This window comes from Blautia sp. AM47-4, assembly GCF_003479865.1.
GTDB classification, from domain to species: Bacteria; Bacillota; Clostridia; order Lachnospirales; family Lachnospiraceae; genus Fusicatenibacter; species Fusicatenibacter saccharivorans.
On record NZ_QUHY01000006.1, the window covers coordinates 159,162 to 180,867 of the forward strand.

Here is a 21,706-nt window from a genome sequence, read left to right on the forward strand (position 1 = left end):
ATGTGAAACATAACAGAAAGAGAAAAACAGGAAAAAGTGTTCCCGCGTGGGACACTTTTTTTGATATGTCCAAAACGAGGGAATTTTGGGTTGTATTTTCCAAATATGGAGAATATAATGAGAAAAAGCCAGGATGTGGTATTCAAAACCAGATCAATTCCGGGCGAAAATATTAAACTATTACAAAGGAGATCGTGAACAATGGATGCAAAAATGAAAGTAGAAAGAGCCGCTGCAGGCGCTGCGATCGATGGTGTTTTAAAATATGTGAACCACGGAGACGACAGAACAAAAGCGCTGTTGAATCTGACGGATTTTGTACAGAAATTTACCGGAAATATGTTTGCGGAGAAAACCTTCGACAACATCCGCACCATGCTGCAGAATCCGGACAACAAATGGGTACAGTATGTCAACCGCGGACTGGACGAGCTGGATCCGCAGGTGATCAAAATGACTGCTTTGAACCTGGGATTCCAGGCAGCTTTCGTCGGAACGAAACAGATCCGTATGAACCGTGAAAAATACAACTGCAACATCCCATGGACGATGCTGATGGACCCGACAAGTGCCTGTAACCTGCACTGCACCGGATGCTGGGCAGCAGAATACGGCCACAAGCTGAATCTTTCCTATGAGAAACTTTCTGATATCATAAGCCAGGGAAAAGAGCTGGGAACCTACTTCTACATGTTCACCGGCGGCGAACCGCTTGTGCGCAAAAAAGACATCCTGCGTCTGGCAGAAGAGCATCATGACTGTGAATTCCACTGCTTCACCAATGGAACCCTGATCGACGAGGAGTTCTGTGAGGCGGTTCAGAAGCTCGGCAATATCTCCTTCTCCCTGTCTCTGGAAGGCTTCGAGGAGGTCAACGACGGACGCCGCGGCGAGGGTATTTTCGATAAAGTTCTGGCAGCCATGGATCTGATGAAAAAACACGGTCTGCTTTTTGGTACTTCCATCTGCTACACAAGAGCAAACCTCGAGACCGTTACAAGTGACGAGTTCCTGGATCTTTTGATCGAGCACGGATGCCGTTACAGCTGGTATTTCCACTTCATGCCGGTCGGCATGGACGCTGCACCGGAGCTGATGCCGACGGTTGAGCAGAGAAAATATATCTATCACAGACTGCGTGAGATCCGTTCCGATAAGAGCGACAAACAGATCTTTGTTATGGACTTCCAGAACGACGGTGAGTTCGTCGGAGGCTGTATCGCAGGAGGAAGAAACTACTGCCATATCAATGCAAACGGCGATGTGGAGCCGTGTGTTTTCATCCATTACTCCGGCGCCAACATCAACGAAGTTTCCCTGATTGAAGCACTGCAGCAGCCGCTGTTCCAGGCATACCGCGATGGACAGCCGTTCAACCGCAACCACCTGCGCCCATGTCCGATGCTCGAAAATCCGGAACTGCTGCGTGAGATGGTAGAGAAGACCGGCGCGAAGTCAACCGACCTGCAGTCTCCGGAGAGCGCAGAGCATCTGTGCGGAAAATGTGACCTGTATGCTGCTGAGTGGAAAAAAGCCGCAGACGAGCTGTGGGCAGAGAATCCGCATCACAAACAGAGATATGAGAACTATAAGAAAGAGAACCTGGACGAGGAGGCAAAAGCTTCCACAGAGGAAATTCTTTCCGGAATCCGCGGATAATGCGATGCATGAACTGAATCAATGACAGAAATAAGACGCCGGGAAACGGGATAAAGCCTGTTTTCCGGTGTCTTTATGTTTCAATTCAATTCAATCTATAGCAAGACCCGAAAATAATGCAAAAAAGGCAGTGCTGCAGAGCGCGAATTTTTTGCATTATTTTCGGGGATTACTATAAGTCCGACAGGTCTTGCAGAAAAAAGGCAGATCCCGTATACTGGTAGAAGCAAAAAGATATTTTAACGACAGAGAGGATTAAAAAATAGAAGATGAACGATTCATTTTTACAGGAACAGGGCGTGAGCGGGGCGTTAATTGAGAGCGTGCGGAGATTCCGCGAGAGCTATCCGGTGGCGGAGGGCTTAGAGAACCGCATGAGTACGCCGGAAATCCCGTTTTTTGGAAAAGAGATTCTGGAGATGGCAATTGCCGCGCTGCTGCAGGGCGAAAATCTGCTGCTGACCGGCGAGAAGGCAACGGGAAAAAACGTGCTGGCAGAGACACTGGCGTATGTTTTCGGAAGACCGACGTACAACGTTTCCTTCCATGTAAACACAGGAAGTGCCGAGCTGATCGGAACCGATACGTTCCAGAACCAGGAGGTCACACTCCGGAAGGGCAGCATTTACCGCTGTGCAGAGGAAGGCGGTTTTGGCATTCTCGATGAGATCAACATGGCGAAAAACGATGCAGTCAGTGTTCTTCACGCCGCGCTCGACTACCGCCGCATTATCGATGTGCCGGGCTACGATAAAATTCCGCTTCACCCGGCGGCGCGGATGATCGGAACGATGAACTACGGCTATGCGGGAACGAGAGAGCTGAACGAGGCGCTGGTGTCCCGCTTTCTGGTGATTGACATGCCGTCGCTTACGGAAGAGACACTGTTTTATCTGATGCAGTCAAAATTCCCGGATCTGAAACCGGCGGCACGCGATGCGCTGGCCGGTCTTTACCTCGATCTGCAGAAAAAGGCAAAACAGGCGGAAATCACCACGCGTGCGCTCGACCTCCGCGGCCTGTTCGGAGCGATCGGTACGATGCGCCAGGGGCTGTCCCCGTATCTTGCGGTGCAGATCGGCATTGTCAATAAATGCTTTGACCTGTTTGAAAAAGAGATCGTGCGGGATGTTGTGCGCACGCGGATTCCGGAAGAGTGGACGCCGCAGGATATTTTTTAGAGGAAATACGTATGGTGACAGAGGAAACATTAAAAACGCATGAGATGGAGCTGGAGAGCCGGATCCGCAATCTCGTCTGGACCGTCAGCGGCGACTACACGCTGAAGCTGAACCCGGACGTGGAGCGGTATGCGAAAGAGCCGGATACGGTGCTGTACGATACGATCCGCCAGGGTGCCTTTTCGTGTTACTTTGATCGGGAAGCCTACAGCCTGTATCTGGTGAAGAAGGTTTACAGCGGCGCAGCGGAGGGAGAACTGATGATGCTCGCCCAGCTGGTGACGGAGGAGGCCGTATCGAAGCGGCTCGAAAGCGAGCGCCCCGGTGTCAAGGGCTTTCGAAGGAGAGCAGCGGAGGAAATACTGGACCACTCGTTTGAATCTTTATCCAAAAATGAGACAGGGCGCCTGAAACTGGAGTATCTGCGCGGAAGAAGAGAGGAGGACGAGGAAAAAAGCCCTTCATACTCGGGGAAAACGCGGGAGTGGATGGAGCTGCTGAAGCACGCATCCGAAACAGCGGATACAATGGAACTGATCCGGGTGACGGACGAGCTGTACAATAAGGTCGTCGATCCCGCATTTGTGAAAAAGCACGGTGATCTTGCCTCGGTTCTTGCGGTAACGATCGAGGAGCTCACCGAGTATTCCTGGAAGGATTTCATTTCGGAGGAACTGTACGAGGACGGGCTCGAGACATATCTGGAGCGAGTTTCGCTTGATATGACAAATTTCACATCAAAAGAGGCGGAAGAGAAGAAAGAAAAAACAGCGGGAAGCGATACCAAAAAGGTCGTTGTCGTTGATGAGAAAGCGCTGGCACGGATGTATCAGTACATTCAGCGCAATTACGGAAAAACGTGGCTCTCGGAGAGTGAGGAGAAAAGCCGGAATTACCAGCTCTGCCGCGGCATCCACAGCGACTGCAGCCTCTATTACACGGAGGGTGTGCTGAAAAATCCGGTCGGAAAGTATTATCAGCTCTCCTACGCGCAGAAGCAGAAGGATAAAAACCTTCATGCCTATTACGACCAGCACCGCGCGGTGCGGCAGAACATTTCGCTGCTGTATCAGGAACTGAAAAAAGCGATGCTGCTGCAGGAGGACCAGTCGTTTGCAGATGCAGACCACGGAATTTTACAGCCCGCGCGGATGTGGAAGGTGGGACGGAGTCAGAATGCGGATCTGTTCCGGCTGGAGCAGCGGCGGAATTCGCTGGATTTTGTCGTGGATATTCTCGTGGATGCGAGCGGTTCCCAGCGGCCGCGCCAGGAGAATGTGACACTGCAGACGTACATTCTGGCGGAGACCTTAAGCCGCCTGCACATCCCGTTCCGCGTGATGAGCTTCTGTACGTTCTGGGATTACACGATTCTGCACCGGATGCGCGATTACGACGATCCGCGGGAGAAGAACAGCAATATTTTTGAGTATATTACATCATCAAACAACCGCGACGGGCTTGCTGTCAAGGCGGCGGGGATGGATCTTTTAAAACGCCAGGAGGACCGGAAGCTGCTGATCCTCTTAAGCGACGGAAAGCCGTACGATGTGCTGGTGAACCGGCCGAATGCGAGAAATCCAAAGCCGTACCGGGATGACTATGCGCTGCATGACACGGCAACTGAGGTGCGGCGCCTTAGGCAGCAGGGTGTCTCGGTGCTTGGGGTCTTTGTAGGCGAGGAGACGGAGCTTATGGCGGAGCAGAAGATTTTCGGCAAGGATTTCGCATATGCGCGCGACATCCGCAACTTTTCCCATATGGTGGGAAGCTATTTAAGAAGAAAAATCGAAGAATAAACGAGCGGAATGCTCCGGGCGGAAAGTGGAAAACTTTTATCCGGAGCATTTTTTTCAAATTTTTTTACGCAAACAGGTTGACATTTCCCACAAAACCTCCTAGAATGTTCTATAGCGAACTGTTTAATATGAAACAGTTATCTATAGAACAGTTGCTTATAGAACAGTCCTTGTTCAAACAGTTTTATAAAGAACAGATGGGGACGGCAGCAAAGGGGAAAGGAGGAAAAAAGCAGCGTGTGTTGTAAAAAAAGAAAAATCGGCCACGAACTGCGGACGCTGGACAATATGATGTCACGGAACCTGATGGCAGCCGCCAGAGAGCGGGGGGTCGATGAACTGACCGCCATGCACGGATGGATTTTAGGGTATCTGTGCCGGAACGAAGACAAAGATATTTTCCAGAAGGATATCGAGGCGGAGTTTAAGATCTGTCGGTCCACCGTGACGAATATTTTAAAGCTCATGGAGAAAAAGGGCTACATCCGACGGGAGTCCGTTCCCTATGATGCACGTCTGAAGAAACTGGTGCTGACCGATACCGGAAGAGAGCTTCACGAGAAGACGAAAGATATGATCGATATTCTGGAAGAACAGACAATTGAAGGAATTGCAAAAGAAGATCTCGATACCTTCTACCGTGTCATCGACCAGCTCAAAAGCAATGTAAAAAATATGTTAGGAGAGACATCATGTTAAAAACACTTGGAGCACAGGTAAAAGAGTTTAAAAAAGCCTCCATTGCCACTCCGCTTTTCATGATTCTGGAAGTTATCATGGAGATGATCATTCCTCTTATGATGGCATCCATTATCGATGATGGTGTAGAAAAAGGCGATCTCCATCACATCTACGTGGTGGGAGCGTTCATGGTGGCAGCAGCAGCCATCGGTCTGTTTGCCGGTATCATGGGCGGAAAATATGGAGCAAAAGCGTCTGCCGGATTTGCAAGAAATCTGCGTCAGGCCATGTTTGAAAACATTCAGGAATATTCATTTTCGAATATCGACAAATTCAGCACCGCAGGTCTTGTCACCCGCCTGACGACAGACGTCACCAACCTGCAGAATGCCTATCAGATGATTCTTCGTATGTGCATGCGTGCACCGTCGAGCATGATTATCGCGATGATTATGTCGTTTTATATCAATGCACGTCTTGCAAGCGTTTATCTGGTAGCCATTCTTATCCTCGGAACGTGTCTGTTTTTGATCATGCGTTCCGCGATGAAATATTTCGATCAGGCATTTCCGAAGTACGATGAGCTGAATGCGAGCGTACAGGAAAACGTATCCGCCATCCGCGTAGTAAAAGCGTATGTGCGTGAGGATCATGAAACAAGTAAGTTCCACAAAGCAGCAGAGAACATCTACAAAATTTTCTGTAAAGCAGAGGAAAACCTTTCCTTCAACGCGCCGCTGATGCAGCTTACCGTTTACAGCTGTATTCTTCTGATCAGCTGGCTCGGTGCGAAGATGATCGTCGGAAGCAGCCTGACAACAGGAGAGCTGATGAGCCTTCTGACCTACTGCATGAACATTTTGATGAGCCTCATGATGCTTTCGATGGTATTCGTTATGATCACGATGAGCCTTGCGAGTGCGCGCCGTATTACCGAGGTTCTGAATGAGAAGAGCGATCTCGACAATCCGGAGAATCCGGACTTTGATATTCCGGACGGAAGCATTACCTTCGATCACGTCTACTTCAACTACAAAAAGGGAGCAGGCGAGCCGGTTCTTTCGGATATCAACCTTTCGATCAAATCCGGTGAGACCATCGGTATCATCGGCGGAACCGGAAGTGCGAAGACGAGTCTTGTCAACCTGATCAGCCGTCTGTACGATGTCACGGAAGGCTCCATCAAAGTCGGCGGAAAGGATGTCCGTTCCTACGATATGGAAACTCTGCGAAATGAAGTAGCCGTTGTTTTACAGAAAAATGTGCTGTTTTCCGGTACCATTCTCGACAATCTTCGCTGGGGTGATAAAAATGCTTCGGAAGAAGAGTGCAAGCGTGTCTGCCGTCTTGCCTGCGCTGATGAATTTATCGACCGGATGCCGGAGGGCTACAACACCTACATCGAGCAGGGCGGATCCAACGTATCCGGCGGCCAGAAACAGCGCCTCTGTATCGCACGAGCGCTGCTGAAAAAACCAAAGGTGCTGATTCTGGATGACAGTACAAGTGCTGTCGATACCGCAACCGATGCAAAAATCCGGAAGGCATTCCTGACCGAGATTCCTGAAACGACAAAGCTGATCATTGCACAGCGTATTTCCAGTGTGCAGGACGCAGACCGTATCATTGTCATGGAGAACGGAAAAGTAAATGGTTTTGGAAGCCATGAGGAATTACTGAAAACCAATGAAATTTACCGGGAAGTATATGAGTCTCAGACCGGTGGCGGCGGAGACTTTGACGAAAAGAGAGGTGAGTAAGGAATGGCAGAGAGAGTACAGCAGGTAAAGGGGCCGGGCGCAAGACCTCCAAGAGGGGTGAAACCGCAGGTCAAGAATCCGATGAAGATCTTTACCAGAATTATGAAATATGCATTAAAGGATTATACCGTACATTGCATCGCTGTTGTCATTGCGATTTTTGTCAACGTCCTGGCAAACGTACAGGGAACGATGTTTATGAAAACGCTGATTGACGGCTATATCACGCCGATGCTGACCCAGCCGGATCCGGATTTTGGCCCGCTGCTCCACGCAATTTTGCGGGTGGCCGGATTTTACGGGATCGGTATTGTGGCTGCGTTCATTCAGAACCGTACCATGATTTATGTGTCCCAGGGAACCCTGCGGAATCTGAGAAATGATCTGTTCGGCAATATGGAAAAGCTGCCAATCAAATATTTTGATACGCATGCGCACGGCGATATTATGTCGATTTATACAAATGATATTGATACTCTGCGCCAGATGATCAGTCAGAGTATCCCGCAGATCATCAACAGTGCAATCACGATTGTCAGTGTCTTTGTCAGTATGCTGATTCTGAACATCCCGCTGACGATTACAACGCTGGTTATGGTATCTATCATGCTGGGAGTGACAAAAAAGGTGGCCGGATTTTCCGGAAATTTCTTTGTAAAACAGCAGAGGGATCTTGGTAAAGTCAACGGCTTTATCGAAGAGATGATGGATGGCCAGAAGGTTGTCAAGGTATTCTGTCATGAAGAGGAGAATATCGAAAAATTCAAAGAAATTAATAACAATCTGTATGAGAGTGCTTACAATGCCAATGCGTTTGCGAATGTCATCGGACCGATCAATGCACAGCTTGGAAATATGAGCTATGTTGTCTGTGCGATTGTCGGCGGTGCACTTGCCCTTGGCAATGTCGGTGGCTTTACGCTCGGTGGTCTGGCAAGCTTTCTGACCTTCAACAAGAGTTTTAACATGCCGATCAACCAGGTCAGCCAGCAGTTGAACGCAATCGTTATGGCACTTGCAGGAGCCGAACGTATTTTCCGCCTGATGGATGAAGAGCCGGAGCTGGACGAGGGGTATGTAACGCTTGTCAATGCGAAGGAAGAAAACGGAAAACTCACCGAGACGAAAGAGCGTACCGGAAAATGGGCATGGAAGCATACGCACCAGGCAGATGGATCTGTGGATTACCGCGAGCTGCAGGGCCGTGTGGTATTCGAACATGTTGATTTCGGCTATAACCCGGATAAAATCGTTCTGCACGATGTATCACTGTTTGCGGAGCCGGGTCAGAAGATCGCGTTTGTCGGTTCCACCGGAGCCGGAAAAACAACCATTACCAATCTGATCAACCGTTTTTATGATATTCAGAAAGGTAAGATCCGTTACGATGAGATCAATATTGGAAAGATCAAAAAAGACGATCTGAGAAGATCGCTTGGCATTGTTTTGCAGGATACACATCTGTTTACGGGAACGGTAAGAGAAAATATTGCCTTCGGAAAGCTCGATGCGACGGAGGATGAGGTTGTAGCAGCAGCAAAACTGGCGAATGCGCACGGGTTCATTATGCGTCTGCCGCAGGGCTATGACACAATGCTGACCGGAGACGGTGCGAATCTGTCCCAGGGTCAGCGGCAGCTTCTTGCGATCGCGCGTGCAGCCATTGCGGATCCGCCGGTACTGATTCTCGATGAGGCGACAAGCTCCATTGATACCCGTACCGAGCGCATTGTTCAGGATGGTATGGATAAGCTGATGAGCGGAAGAACAACCTTTGTTATCGCACATCGTCTGTCTACCGTACGAAACGCCGATTGTATCATGGTTCTTGAGCAGGGACAAATTATTGAGCGCGGTACCCATGATCAGCTGATGGAACAGAAAGGAAAATATTATCAGTTGTATACCGGAAATCAGGTTTCTGCATAGCAGAAAAAACGGAAAAAGTAAGTCCCGCACGACAGAAAATAAAAATCTGTCTGTGCGGGATTTTTTTGTGAAGCAGCGGCTGGTTTTATGTGCGAGTAGCGAAGCGGATTGCGAATATCCGATTCGAAACGATGATTGCGAGTGATACAGTAAGTTCCCACAGGTTTTTGGGTCTTGAAAAAGACAGCGGGATTTTATAAAATAGAAGAAGCGTTTGAATATATGCAAAGGAGAAAAACTATGGAATACCTGAATACAGCGCAGGAGCTGCTCGATTTTATCATGCGGTGCAAAAGCCCGTTTCATGTGGTAAAAGAAGCCAGTGATCTGCTGAACGAAAATGGATATACAAAACTGGAGGAGACAAAAGAATGGAGTCTCGTTCCGGGCGGAAAATATTATGTGACGAGAAATGAATCCTCGGTGATTGCGTTCCAGATCCCGGAGAGCGCATTTTCCAGCTACCAGATCATCGCAAGCCACAGCGACTGTCCGACGTTTAAAGTAAAGGGAGAGGACCCATTCGTGACGGATGGTCATTATACCCGCCTGAACGTGGAGGGCTACGGCGGAATGATCCGTTCCCCATGGTTTGACCGTCCGCTTTCCCTGGCGGGCCGCATGGTGGTACGTGACGGAAACAGCGTGAAATCCGTGCTGGTTGATGCCGGACGAGATCTGGTGACGATCCCGAATTTGCCGATTCATCTGAACCGCGACATCAACAACGGAATCAAATACAGTGTGCAGACCGACATGCTCCCGATTCTCGGTGATGAGACAGCGAAAGATCATTTCTATGAGCTGTTTCTGCCGGATACGGCAAAAGAGGACATCCTCTCGATGGAACTTTATCTGTACAACCGCGTGGAGGGCTCTATCTGGGGCGCCAGCAAAGAATTTCTGTCCAGCGGCCGCCTCGACGATCTGCAGAGCGCATTCGGTTCCTTAAAAGGATTCCTTGCCGCAAAAGCGACAGGTCAGGTTAATGTCTGTGCAATCTTTGACAACGAGGAAGTCGGAAGCCTTACCAAACAGGGCGCAGATTCGTCGTTCCTGACTGAGACCCTGCAGCACATCAACGCAGCGTGCGGAAAAGATACGATCGCTTACCACAGAGATCTTGCGGGAAGCTTTATGGTTTCTGCCGATAATGCACATGCGTTCCATCCGGCGCATGCGGAGAAATACGATCCGAAGAGCCGCGTCTACATGAACGGCGGCGTTGTCATCAAACAGAGTGCAAACCAGAAATACACGACCGATGCTGTTTCGGAAGCCGTAACAAAGATGATTTGCGAGAAGGCCGGCGTACCGTGCCAGGTATTCGCAAACCACGCCGACATTCCGGGCGGAAGCACGCTCGGCGCAATTCTGAACTCTCTTGTCTCGGTGACAAGCGTGGATATCGGAATGGCTCAGCTTGCGATGCATTCCCCGTATGAGACGGCAGGCGCCAAAGATACTGCTTATCTGGTGCAGTTCGCAAAGACCTTCTATGAGACGACACTGGTGCGGACAGAGCATGGATTTTTTCTGGAAGAAAAATAAAAGTTTAAGATAGAAAAAAGCGGCCGGCGGGACTTTTGAAAAGCCTCTGCCGGCCGCTTTTTGCGTACTTGCAAAGTGTGTTTTAAGGATCAGATTATTCTGTCCGGAGTGCCGTAACCGGATCGCTTTTTGCCGCTTTCTTCGACGGAATCAGACCGCCGATCAGGGTCAGAACGACGCTGAGTGCAATCAGAACAAGCGCCGGGACGAGCGGAAGAGAAGCACTGACCTTCGTCGTATCCGCCAGATGGTGGATCAGAAGGTTGCCCGGAATCATCAGAAGCAGCGAGAGCCCGATGCCGATCAGTCCTGCACAGAGTCCGATGATGAAGGTTTCGGCATTGAAGACCTGCGAAATATTGCGTTTCGAAGCACCGATCGCGCGCAGGATACCGATCTCTTTCTTGCGTTCCAGAACACTGATATAGGTGATGACGCCGATCATAATCGAGGAAACCACAAGGGAAATGCCGACAAAAGCGATCAGCACGTAGCTGATGATGTTGACGATATCCGTGACGGAGGACATCAGAGTGCCGACCATATCGGTGTACGAGATTACCTGCTCGTTTTTGCCTTCTTTTTCCATCGTGTCATTGTAACCGTCGAGGATGGAGACAACGTGTTCCTTGCTCTCAAAGTTTTTCGGGTAAATGCTGATCGAAGAAGGTTCGTCAAAATCAGCGTAGCCCAGTTTCTGCAGATTGCCCTCATAGGTGGAAGAGCCGGAAGAACTAAGAGAAGCGAAGAGCTCTTTCATATCATCCTCAGTCATATTCATCTGGAAGGCACTTGCAAAGGCATCGGTGTCAATCTTCATGGCATCGCCCATCGAATCCTGAAGAGAATTACCGACCTGCGTCATGGCGCGCTCCATCTCGGACTGAATTGCAGAGGCCATCTGCGTCATCATCTGTTCCATCGCGGAAGTGATCTGTGTCTGCAGAACCGAGGCGACAGAAGCGGAGTAGCTTCCCATAACGCCTGCCATGTAGTTTGTGAGCGCAGAAGAAACCTGGGACTGCAGTCCGTCGAGATCGACGATTTTTGTGATACCGCTGTTCAGCCGCTGCTGGCCGTCCGCCGTGTTCAGATAGGCGATAAAGTGCTGGCCCATCTCCGTCGGATCCGGCAGGCCGTTCTCCTTCACGTAAGCGAGATAACCGTTGGAAAGCTCCGTCGCAAGCGCAGTGAGCTGGTCGGATGTAATTTCGATATTGCCGTTGTTCTGCATCACCTCGGAAATCCAGTCGTTGATGATCTGAACAGCTTCTTCGGTCTGCAGATACTCCGCAAGATAAGCATCAAACTGTTCCGGGTCGGTGTAGCCCATCTTGATCAGGTATGCCTGATACCCTTTGAAGATCCGCTGAATGAGTTCCTGGATCTGTTCCTGTGTAATGGAAACACCGCCGCCTGCAATGATGGTCTGGATGTGGCGCCGCAGGATTTCCTGTGCTTCCGTGGAATTGATGTAGGAGACGAAATCCTCCTGTAAATGGGAATAATCCGCCTCCGGGTGCTCCGAGGCGTAGCCCTGATAGCCCTCCATGAGGCTGGAAGCCAGTTCCTGCATGCCGTCTTCACTGACATTGAGAGTAAGCCCGGATAAAATCTGGCCAAGATCAAGCTGCGGCAGTCCGTCGAAATTAAGAGAGATCTGACTGAGGTCAATCGCACCCGCGAGATCCATGCTGCTTCCGGCGTCCGCAAAGGCACTGGAAAAATCAAGGTTCATGGAATCACCGGAAAAAGCACCGGAGAGTGCGGAATCGTCGAACTGGAAAGCGTTCTGCAGCTTGTCCTCATCGACAGTGATAAAGGAATCCATATCAAGACCGCTGTTCTGATCCACGGTGCCGAATTCCTGATTCGTAAAGACATCGATGGAGGAGTCCGCCATCTGCTGTTTCACAATCTCGGATTTCTTTGCTTCCTCCACAACGTGGCGGGTCAGCGATGCCGGGTAATTGATGCCGGCGGTCAGGGCAGAGGCGGCAGAGTCAGGGGACGGCTGGACAATACCGGTGATTGTGAGCTTTTCGCCGTTGGCAACGAGCTTTTTCATATAGTCTTCGTTGTCGCTTTTATCTTTCCAGACCTGATACTGACTGTCGTATTCGTAGCAGTCGGCGCTGTTCACAAGACGGAACGTGGTGCCGAGGATATCATCGTAGGAATACGTGCCGATGGAGGAAGGGGTCTCGACGGTTTCTTCATTTAAAAACTGGCGGACCATCTCATCCAGCTCGAGTGCATCGCGGAGCCCCAGGGTGTAGAGCAGAAAATCACTCATTCCGCCGTCGGAAGTGAGGACAAGCACACATTCGTTATAGTTTTCCGGCCAGTGTCCGGCTTTTAAGTCGTACTGGTTCTCGTACAGGGAAGCGGTGTCCGGCATCTCGTAAAAGACGTTGGTGCTCATCATGGATGACATGATGCTGTTGGAGCTTGCGCCAAGGCCGAGCGAGCGGAACGACTGGTCCGGGTGCACCTGGCGGATGGAATCGCCGTTTTCGCGGTAGATCTGCGGCGTGACGGAGTAGGAATATTCGATGGCATTTGTGTAGTCGGAAATGCCGTCCGCACCGCCGTCAAGGTACTTTTTCAGGGAAGCGAGATCGTTGGAGTTCATGGTGGAGAACATGTTGGTCACGACTTCCTGGACTTTGATTTCATTCTTTTTGCCGGAATCTTTTGAGTCTTTGCCGGCATTCTGTGAGCCGACCATCATCGAAGTGAGGTCAAAGCCGGTGCTCTGGATCTGAAGAGGATATTCGGAGAGAGTTTCCTCTTCCATATTCTGAATATACTCGTTGACACCAGAGGAGAGTGCCAGAATCAGTGCAATGCCGATGATGCCGATTGAGCCGGCAAACGAGGTGAGCAAGGTCCGCGCTTTCTTGGTGCGCAGGTTATTAAAACTTAAGGAGAGCGCCGTCAGAAAGGACATCGACGATTTGCCCATGTTTTTGTGTTTGGGCGGAAGCAGGGTTTCGGAATCCGGCTCAAACGGGTTCGTGTCGGAGCAGATCACACCGTCACGCAGGGTGACGATCCGGTTGGCGTAAAGCTCGGCGAGCTCCGGATTGTGTGTGACCATGACGACAAGGCGTTCTTTGGCAACTTCCTGCAGCAGGTCCATGACCTGAATACTGGTGTCGGAATCGAGCGCGCCGGTCGGCTCATCGGCAAGCAGAATTTCCGGATCATTGACAAGAGCGCGGGCGATGGCGACACGCTGCATCTGACCGCCGGACATCTGGCTCGGCCGCTTGTGGAGCTGTTTTCCAAGACCGACCTTTTCAAGTGCCGCGATTGCTTTTTTGCGCCGCACCTCTTTGGAAACACCGGAAATGGTAAGCGCCAGCTCTACGTTTGCAAGGATGGTCTGGTGCGGGATCAGGTTGTAGCTCTGGAAGACAAAGCCGATCGTGTGGTTCCGGTAGGAATCCCAGTCGCGGTCCTTATACTTTTTCGTGGAAATGCCGTTGATGATCAGATCGCCGCTGTCGTAGCGGTCGAGGCCGCCGATGATATTCAGAAGCGTCGTCTTTCCGGAACCGCTCGGCCCTAAAATAGCGACAAACTCGTTGTCGCGCAAATTTAAGGACACATCGTCGAGCGCTTTCTGTACCAGCGTCCCGGTCCGGTATTCTTTTTTGATATGCTGAATCTGTAGCATGAAAGGGTAACTCCTTCTGTGATTAATATGTGAACAGTTGTCCTTTATTCTACAACGAAATACGGGAAAAGTCCCGGGCTTTAGAAAAATTTAAGAAAAGTTTATCGACAGAAAAAAAGTTCCGCCTCTGTTTTAGAAAAACAAAAAACGGAACTTTCTTTATCTGTGATACTTATGATGCCGGAAAAGTCAGACTTCCATCAGAAGACCTTTCATATAAGCTTTTAAGATTTTCTTTTTCTCCAGCGAAAGATTATTGTAAAGCGTAATGATTTCCTGCTGTCCTCGGTAAGCTGCAGGGCATCCGGCTCGTCGAGAAAGAAATCGGCAAGTGTGATGCCGAAAGCGTCGCAGAGCTTCTGCAGGGTAGGGATGGTTGGAATATTGGTGCGGTTTACCATATTATTTAAGGTAGAATAGGGAATGTCCGCCTCTTTTGCAAGACGGTAATAAGTCCAGGAACGCTCTTTGCATAAATCCTGAATGTGCTGTATCACATCTTTATCTCTCATAAAAAGATACCTCGTATTCCTATGTAATGTAGCGGCATGAAAATTGCTACTCACATATATTATACGTCTGTAAAAGAATAGAAACAGATCTTAAAGAGAGATGCAGAAAAGCTGTACAAATAAGAAATAATGGGAATTTGAGAGAAAAAGAGAGAAAAACCCGGCAGGAAAATAAGGTCTCCCGCCGGGTTCTGCAATCGTTTCAAAGTCTGTGATTCTTACTCTTCGGTGGAATTTTCTTCCATCTCGTTGAACTGCTCGGTATCCATCAGCTCGTCGAATGCGTCTGCTGCAATTTCGTACTCTTCATCGGAATCGATGTTGTCGAGGTTCGGCTGGCCGTTCTCTTCGTAGTAACGATACAGATAAACTTCGCCGTCTTCGTTCTCGCCGTTTTCATCGAGCGGCAGAAGAGCGATGTACTCTTTCTGGTTCGGAGCTGGGAAAATGGTCAGTACGGCACATTTTACTTCGGTATCGTCGTCCAGTGTCAGGGTAACAGTCGGCTGATCCAGATCCTGGCAGTCGCTGCCGCAGTCTGCGCAGTCTCCGCTGCAGGATGCGCTGTTGAATAATTCTTCACTCATTTGTATTACCTTCCTTTTTCGTGTTCAAGTCTTATCAGGTTCTTGTCTGCCATTCTAACAGATAATAGAAAAAAACACAATGGCTGTGCCGGGAAAGCAGAAAAAATGCGGCTGATACAGGAAAATACGGAAAAGATACAATAAATAAGAACGAAAAAATGAAAAATTAGTCGTATTTTCTATTGACTGTTTTCGGGTACAGTTTTATACTATCACTATTGAATCTAAATATACAGGCAGCTGAACAAACTTATCCTCAACTGCCGGGGAGGCAAAAAATGGATATCAGATTTGAAAAAAGAGAACATTTACAGGAAAAACCGGATCAGAAAAATCTTGGATTCGGAAAACACTTTACAGACTATATGTTTGTCATGGACTGGGACAAAGAGCAGGGATGGCATGATGCAGCAATCGTACCGTACGGCGGAATCCCGATGGATCCTGCAACCATGGTACTTCACTATGCACAGGAAACGTTCGAGGGACTGAAAGCCTACAGAACAGCAGAAGGAAAGATCCAGCTGTTCCGTCCGGAAATGAACGCACGCCGTATGATTAAATCCAACGAGAGACTCTGCATGCCGGGCGTACCGGAGGAGATGTTTGTAGAGGCTGTCAAAGCACTGGTTAAAGCACAGGAAGACTGGGTACCGTCTGAGCCAGGTACATCTCTTTACATCCGTCCGTTCATGTTCGCTACTGAGGCAAGCCTTGGCGTACATATGGCAAAATCCTACAAATTCGTTATCATCACCACTCCGGTTGGAGCATACTATGCAGAGGGCATCAACCCGGTTAAGATCCTGGTTGAGGATGAATATGTTCGTGCAGTCAAAGGTGGCACAGGATTTACAAAATGCGGCGGTAACTATGCAAGTTCCATCGCAGGCCAGGTAAAAGCAGAGAAGATGGGATGCACCCAGGTTCTGTGGCTGGACGGCGTACATCGTAAATATGTAGAGGAAGTTGGAACCATGAACATCATGTTCAAGATTGCCGGCGAAATCTACACCGCACCGCTGGAAGGAACTGTTCTTCCGGGCGTAACCCGTGATTCCCTGATCCATATCTTAAGAGACTGGGGATATAAAGTAAACGAAACACATCTGTCGGTTGACGATCTGATGAAAGCAGGTCATGACGGCACACTGGAAGAAGCATTTGGTACTGGTACAGCAGCAGTTGTATCTCCGGTTGGTGAATTTGTATACAAGGACGATTCTGTTGTTGTAAATGACTTCAAGATCGGTGAGCTGACCCAGAAACTGTACGATACCCTGACCGGTATCCAGTGGGGTAAACTGGAAGATAAATATGGCTGGACTACTCCGGTAGAATAAACCATATAAAACAGAAAAATGCAGATAAGGGGGTCCTTCCCGCACAGCGGTGCGGGGAGGATTCTTTCGCTTCAGAAAAAGATTCAGAAATCGTTTGAAAGGAAACAAAGCAGAATGGATCAGAATCGAATGCCTCTTGTGGAGGCGTTACAACAGTTCCGGGAGGAAGCACCGGCCTATTTCCGTATTCCGGGACACCGGTTTGAGCGCGGGCTGGATGAGACGTTAAACGGAGCGTCGCTTGCGGCGTATGACCTCTCGGAGGCAGAAGGGCTTGACGATCTGCATCACGCGGAGGGCGTGATTGCAGAGGCGCAGAAACTGGCGGCGGAAACGTGGAAGGCAAAAAAAACTTTTTTTCTTGTCAACGGCACAACATGCGGCAACGAGGCGATGGTGCTTTCGTCTGTGAAAGAGGGCGAAAAAATCATTGTTCCGCGAAACGTGCACAAATCGGTGCTGATGGGCCTGATTTTAAGCGGAGCCACACCGGTTTATGTGATGCCGGAGTACAGCACGAAATGGCAGATGTGGGGCGGCGTAACGCCGGAGACGATCGAAAAAGCCTTCGCGGAAACGCCGGATGCGAAAGCCGTACTTCTGGTCAGCCCGACGTACTACGGTCTTTGCAGTGATCTGCAGGCGATCGCAGAAATCTGTCACTGCCACAACGCAGCGCTTCTTGTCGATGAAGCACATGGATCGCACCTCTATTTTTCCGAACAGCTTCCTCTCGGCGCACTGGAAAGTGGTGCGGATGCCTGCGCGCAGAGTATCCACAAAACGGCGGGTTCCTTTACACAGAGCTCCTTCTTATCACTCGGTTCTGGCCGTCTCGATGAGGCAAGAGTGGCCGCCAATCTGCAGATGGTACAGAGTACATCGCCGTCCTACCTTCTGATGGCATCCCTCGATGCGGCGCGGCGCGGGATGGCGCTGCACGGAAAAGAGCGAATGGAACGCGCGCTGGAACTCGGCCAGAGGGCGCGGCAGGAGCTTGCAAAGATCAAAGGAATCGAAGTTCTTGGGACCGAGATGGAAGGAACGTGCGGCGTATGGAAGATCGACCTGACGCGTCTTGTATTCTCGGCAAGAGAACTTGGTATTTCCGGCTACGATCTGCAGGTGCGTCTGTACGAGGAATACCGCGTCAGTACAGAGCTTGCCGACGAGGAGAACGTGGTCTGCGTTATTACCTGGGCAAACAGCGAGGAAGATATCACACGGCTGATCGATGCGCTGGCAGGAATTTCGGCAGCAGAGAGCGGGAAAACGACGGGGCGGACGAAGTTTACAGAAAAGCAGTGGCTGTTCCGCAGCCTGCCGGAGATGGTAAAGACACCGCGCGAGGCATATTTTGCGGAGAAGGAAGCCGTTCCGTTTGCAGAAGCGGAAGGACGAATTGCAGCCGAGATGGCAGCCCCATATCCGCCGGGAATCCCGCTCATCTGCCCGGGCGAGCGGTACAGCAGAGAAATGTTGGAACTGATGCGCCAGTATAAAGCAGACGGCTGCGAATTTCACGGACCGTCGGATGCGTCGCTGGAAGTGCTGTATGTTCTGAAAGAGGAATAAAAGAAAACGGAAGTCGGTTCCCAGCGCTTTGCAACAGAAACCGCAGAGAACAGACTGTCAGGAAAAGGAGATGAATTGCGTATGAAAAAAATGATATCCTGGAACGTAAATGGACTGAGAGCCTGTATGAAGAAAGGCTTTCAGGAATACTTTGAGGCGGCAGATGCCGATATTTTCTGCCTGCAGGAGACAAAGCTGCAGGAAGGACAGATCGACCTTGAGCTGCCCGGCTATCATCAGTATTGGAATTATGCGGAAAAGAAAGGATATTCCGGCACGGCCCTGTTTACCAAAGAGGAGCCGATTTCCGTTCGCTATGGTATCGGAATCGAAGAACATGATATGGAAGGCCGTGTGATTACGGCAGAGTTTCCGGAATACTTTGTTGTAACCGTCTACACACCGAATTCGCAGGATGAATTAAAACGCCTTGCCTACCGGATGGAGTGGGAGGATGCGTTTCTTTCTTACTTAAAAGGACTGGAGCAGGAAAAACCGGTGATTTTCTGCGGAGATCTGAACGTCGCAGCGACCGAGATGGATATCAAAAATGCAAAGGCAAATGAGAAAAACGCCGGCTTTACGAAAGAGGAGCGCGAAAAATTTGCTGTGATCAAAGAAAAAGGCTTTGTTGATTCCTTCCGTATGCTGTATCCGGACACCGTGACGTATTCCTGGTGGTCATACCGCTTTCAGGCACGCCAGCGGAATGCAGGATGGCGGCTTGATTACTTTATGATATCAGAGTCCTTAAAAGATGCAGTTGCAGATGCCAAAATCCATACCGAAATTCTCGGTTCCGACCATTGCCCGGTGGAACTGGATTTAGAGGTATAACAATTGGTAACATTGGTCAATTGACAATTTTATTCAAATGATTTACATTAATAGTATGACAATTGCAACAAATTATAAAAAATAAGGGCGGAAATTATGATACAGACAAAAAACAGAGGAAAATATCGAATTTTACCGGGAAATCCGGAGAAAATGGGCGCATCGGCGACGAAAGACGGATACAATTTTGCCGTAGAAGTATCAGATGGAAAAAAAGCAGAGCTTCTGCTGTACCGGAAAGGTCACCAGAAACCGTTTCTTACCGTGCCGCTTCCGGAAGAGGAGCGCACTGGCGTGATCAGTTCCGTGGAAATCACAGGCCTGACGGTAGGAAAGTTTTCGTATGCCTACCGGATGGACGAAGCTTTCTGCTTGGATCCGTATGCGGGAGCAGTAGAAGGAAGAGAAACCTTCGGTGCACCGATGGAAAAAGAAGAGGGCGCCTGCTGCTGCCTTCTCCCGGAGTACCCGGTAATGCGCACCACCTCACTGCACCGGCCGTATGAGGAGACGATTCTGTATAAGCTCCATGTGCGCGGTTTCACCAAAGACGGAAGCTCCCGTGTAAAGAACAAGGGAACGTTCCGCGGCGTGATCGAAAAAATTCCATACTTAAAAGAACTCGGTATCAATGCAGTAGAACTGATGCCGTCCTACGAGTTTTTTGAGTGGACCTCCCTTACGGAGCCGGCCTATGTATATCCGGCGCCGGCGGAAGAGAAGCGCGTGAATTATTGGGGATACGGCACAAAGGCCCTGTATTTTGCTCCGAAAGCTTCGTATGCTGCATCCGCAGATGCCGTCGCAGAGTTCGCAGAGATGGTCGATGCCCTGCATGAGAATGGTATCGAATGCCTGATGGAATTCTGTTTTGCCCCGGGAACGCCTTCTGGTTTTGCCCTGCAGGTTCTGCACCACTGGCAGCTCCGCTACCAGATCGACGGTTTCCATCTGGTCGGCGATGCATCGCTGGCAGAAGAAGCGTCCAAAGATGCACTCCTTCGGAAGACGAAACTGATTTTCCTCGGTTTTGACGGCGCACGGATCTATCAGGGAAAACGCCCGTGGTTCCGGAATTTAGGGGAACACAATCAGGCTACCAGTACCATATCCGCCGCTTCTTAAAAGGCGATGAGGGCAGCCTTTCCGACTTCACCTATTATCTGAGAAGAAGCCCGGAGACACACGGTGTGATCAATTATCTTGCGGATCACGACGGTTTTACCCTGTATGACAGCGTTTCCTACGAACAGAAACACAATCTGGACAATGGCGAAGACAATATGGATGGTTCCAACGAAAACCTGACCTGGAACTGCGGCGCAGAAGGCGTGACCCGGAAACCGGCTGTGCGCGCGCTGCGTCTCCGCCAGCTGAAAAATGCCGTTCTCATGCTGATGACAAGCCAGGGAACACCGCTGATTTACGGCGGTGATGAATTCGGCAACAGCCAGAAGGGCAACAACAACGCCTGGTGCCAGGACAACAAAACCGGCTGGATCGACTGGAAAGCAGCCGCCCGGAATCCGGAGTTTGCCGCCTTTGTAAAAGCAGCAATCGCCTTCCGGAAAGCGCATCCGGCGCTGCACGGCGAACGCGAGCCGCGCCTCATCGACTACAAATCCTACGGCTGCCCGGATATGTCCTTCCACAGCCAGAGAGCCTGGTTCTCCCAGATGGAAAATACGTGCCGTTTTATCGGCGTCATGTACTGCGGAAGCTATTTCCAGGATAAAGACGGCAACAAGGACGACGATCTTTATATTGCCTACAACATGCACTGGAATCCGCATGAGCTGGCACTGCCGTCCCTCCCGGAACAGAAGGTCTGGTATCTGACGGCCGACACCAACACACCGGAAGTCTTCCTGACAGAAGAAAATCAGAAAAAAGTCAGCGCAAAAACGGTCATCGTGCCGCCGCGCAGTATCATAATTTTAACAGGAAAGCAGGAGAAGAGGCAGAATGATGAAAGCATGGCAGCACTTTAAAACCATTACCACACACAAAATGTGGGTCATGCGGTACTGCTTCAAAATAGGACTGTACTGGCAGGGACTGACCCACGACCTCTCGAAATATTCGCCGACGGAATTTCTGGTCGGCATGAAATACTATCAGGGCGACCGGAGTCCCAATAACGCCGAGCGCGAAGACACCGGCATGTCAAAATCCTGGATGCACCATAAAGGGCGCAACAAACATCATTTTGAATACTGGATTGATTACGGTATCAATTGTGACACCATCATCAAAGGCGTCCCAATGCCGCGCCGTTACGTCGCCGAGATGATTATGGACCGCATCAGCGCGTCCCGCGTCTACCTCGGAGACGCTTATACCGATCAGGCGCCGTACCAGTATCTCAAAAAAGGAATCGGCCACCTCTGGTTCGTCCATCCCGAGACACTCTCGCAGCTCGAATTTCTGCTGCGCATGCTCTCGGAACGCGGCGAAGACGATACCCTCTATTACATCCGCTACCACTTCCTAAAAGGTGACCCCGTCCCGCGAATGCACTGTCCTCAAGAATGCACCGTCTACGAAGAGGCCATCCGCAAGAAAGTGTCCCCCGTCCACTCATTAAGGTATTGGACCCACCCGCCC

The 21,706-nt window shown here is 50.0% G+C and carries 15 protein-coding genes and 1 pseudogene; 13 read left to right on the top strand and 3 right to left on the bottom strand.

The features are described from left to right. Positions 1-201: 201 nt before the first annotated feature. From DW965_RS06215 to DW965_RS06245, 7 genes are all read left to right on the top strand, one after another. Positions 202-1,659: a radical SAM protein gene (locus DW965_RS06215; RefSeq protein ID WP_055226489.1), complete on the top strand. Its 1,458-nt coding sequence runs from the start codon at positions 202-204 to the stop codon at positions 1,657-1,659. 269 nt (positions 1,660-1,928) lie between these two features. After that, positions 1,929-2,840 (top strand): AAA family ATPase, encoded by a 912-nt coding sequence (locus tag DW965_RS06220; RefSeq protein WP_119198148.1) that lies wholly within the window; start codon positions 1,929-1,931, stop codon positions 2,838-2,840. Positions 2,841-2,851: 11 nt separating this feature from the next. Next, the gene (locus DW965_RS06225; RefSeq protein WP_119198149.1) at positions 2,852-4,639 is read left to right on the top strand and encodes a cobaltochelatase CobT-related protein; all 1,788 of its coding nucleotides are present in this window, start codon (positions 2,852-2,854) and stop codon (positions 4,637-4,639) included. A gap of 237 nt (positions 4,640-4,876) precedes the next feature. After that, entirely contained in the window at positions 4,877-5,338 is a 462-nt protein-coding gene (locus tag DW965_RS06230; protein ID WP_022463288.1) for a MarR family winged helix-turn-helix transcriptional regulator, read from the top strand. Beyond that, positions 5,332-7,080, top strand: a complete 1,749-nt coding sequence (locus tag DW965_RS06235) for an ABC transporter ATP-binding protein (protein WP_022463287.1) — start codon at positions 5,332-5,334, stop codon at positions 7,078-7,080. The genes DW965_RS06230 and DW965_RS06235 overlap by 7 nt, the downstream gene beginning before the upstream one ends. Positions 7,081-7,083: 3 nt before the next feature. Next, entirely contained in the window at positions 7,084-9,009 is a 1,926-nt protein-coding gene (locus DW965_RS06240) for an ABC transporter ATP-binding protein (RefSeq protein ID WP_022463286.1), read from the top strand. A 240-nt stretch (positions 9,010-9,249) separates the two neighbouring features. Beyond that, the gene (locus tag DW965_RS06245; protein ID WP_119198150.1) at positions 9,250-10,560 is read left to right on the top strand and encodes a M18 family aminopeptidase; all 1,311 of its coding nucleotides are present in this window, start codon (positions 9,250-9,252) and stop codon (positions 10,558-10,560) included. A gap of 94 nt (positions 10,561-10,654) precedes the next feature. On the opposite strand, the gene DW965_RS06250 is transcribed toward DW965_RS06245, so the two are convergent. From DW965_RS06250 to DW965_RS06260, 3 genes are all read right to left on the bottom strand, one after another. Further along, positions 10,655-14,245, bottom strand: coding sequence for an ABC transporter ATP-binding protein/permease (locus tag DW965_RS06250; RefSeq protein WP_119198151.1), 3,591 nt, complete (start codon positions 14,243-14,245; stop codon positions 10,655-10,657). Between the two features lie 224 nt (positions 14,246-14,469). Beyond that, positions 14,470-14,757, bottom strand: a complete 288-nt coding sequence (locus DW965_RS06255) for a helix-turn-helix domain-containing protein (RefSeq protein ID WP_119198152.1) — start codon at positions 14,755-14,757, stop codon at positions 14,470-14,472. 218 nt (positions 14,758-14,975) lie between these two features. Continuing rightward, a complete protein-coding gene (locus DW965_RS06260; protein WP_117509071.1) occupies positions 14,976-15,344 on the bottom strand; it encodes a DUF1292 domain-containing protein in 369 nt (122 codons plus the stop codon). A gap of 278 nt (positions 15,345-15,622) precedes the next feature. On the opposite strand from DW965_RS06260, the gene DW965_RS06265 reads away from it, so the two are divergent. The 6 genes and pseudogenes from DW965_RS06265 to DW965_RS06290 form a co-directional block, all read left to right on the top strand. Then, positions 15,623-16,687: a branched-chain amino acid aminotransferase gene (locus DW965_RS06265; RefSeq protein ID WP_117509070.1), complete on the top strand. Its 1,065-nt coding sequence runs from the start codon at positions 15,623-15,625 to the stop codon at positions 16,685-16,687. 114 nt (positions 16,688-16,801) lie between these two features. Beyond that, on the top strand, positions 16,802-18,262 hold the full coding sequence (locus tag DW965_RS06270; RefSeq protein WP_158554953.1) for an aminotransferase class I/II-fold pyridoxal phosphate-dependent enzyme: 1,461 nt from the start codon (positions 16,802-16,804) through the stop codon (positions 18,260-18,262). 81 nt (positions 18,263-18,343) lie between these two features. Next, positions 18,344-19,099, top strand: a complete 756-nt coding sequence (locus DW965_RS06275; RefSeq protein ID WP_117812864.1) for an exodeoxyribonuclease III — start codon at positions 18,344-18,346, stop codon at positions 19,097-19,099. A gap of 96 nt (positions 19,100-19,195) precedes the next feature. After that, a complete protein-coding gene (locus DW965_RS06280; protein ID WP_119198153.1) occupies positions 19,196-20,224 on the top strand; it encodes an alpha-amylase family glycosyl hydrolase in 1,029 nt (342 codons plus the stop codon). Next, positions 20,164-21,090, top strand: coding sequence for a hypothetical protein (locus tag DW965_RS06285; RefSeq protein ID WP_119198154.1), 927 nt, complete (start codon positions 20,164-20,166; stop codon positions 21,088-21,090). Before DW965_RS06280 ends, DW965_RS06285 begins: the two co-directional genes overlap by 61 nt. After that, positions 21,068-21,595, top strand: a pseudogene (locus tag DW965_RS06290) (DUF5662 family protein); the annotation flags it as partial. The gene DW965_RS06285 and the pseudogene DW965_RS06290, both read left to right, overlap by 23 nt. Positions 21,596-21,706 lie beyond the last annotated feature (111 nt).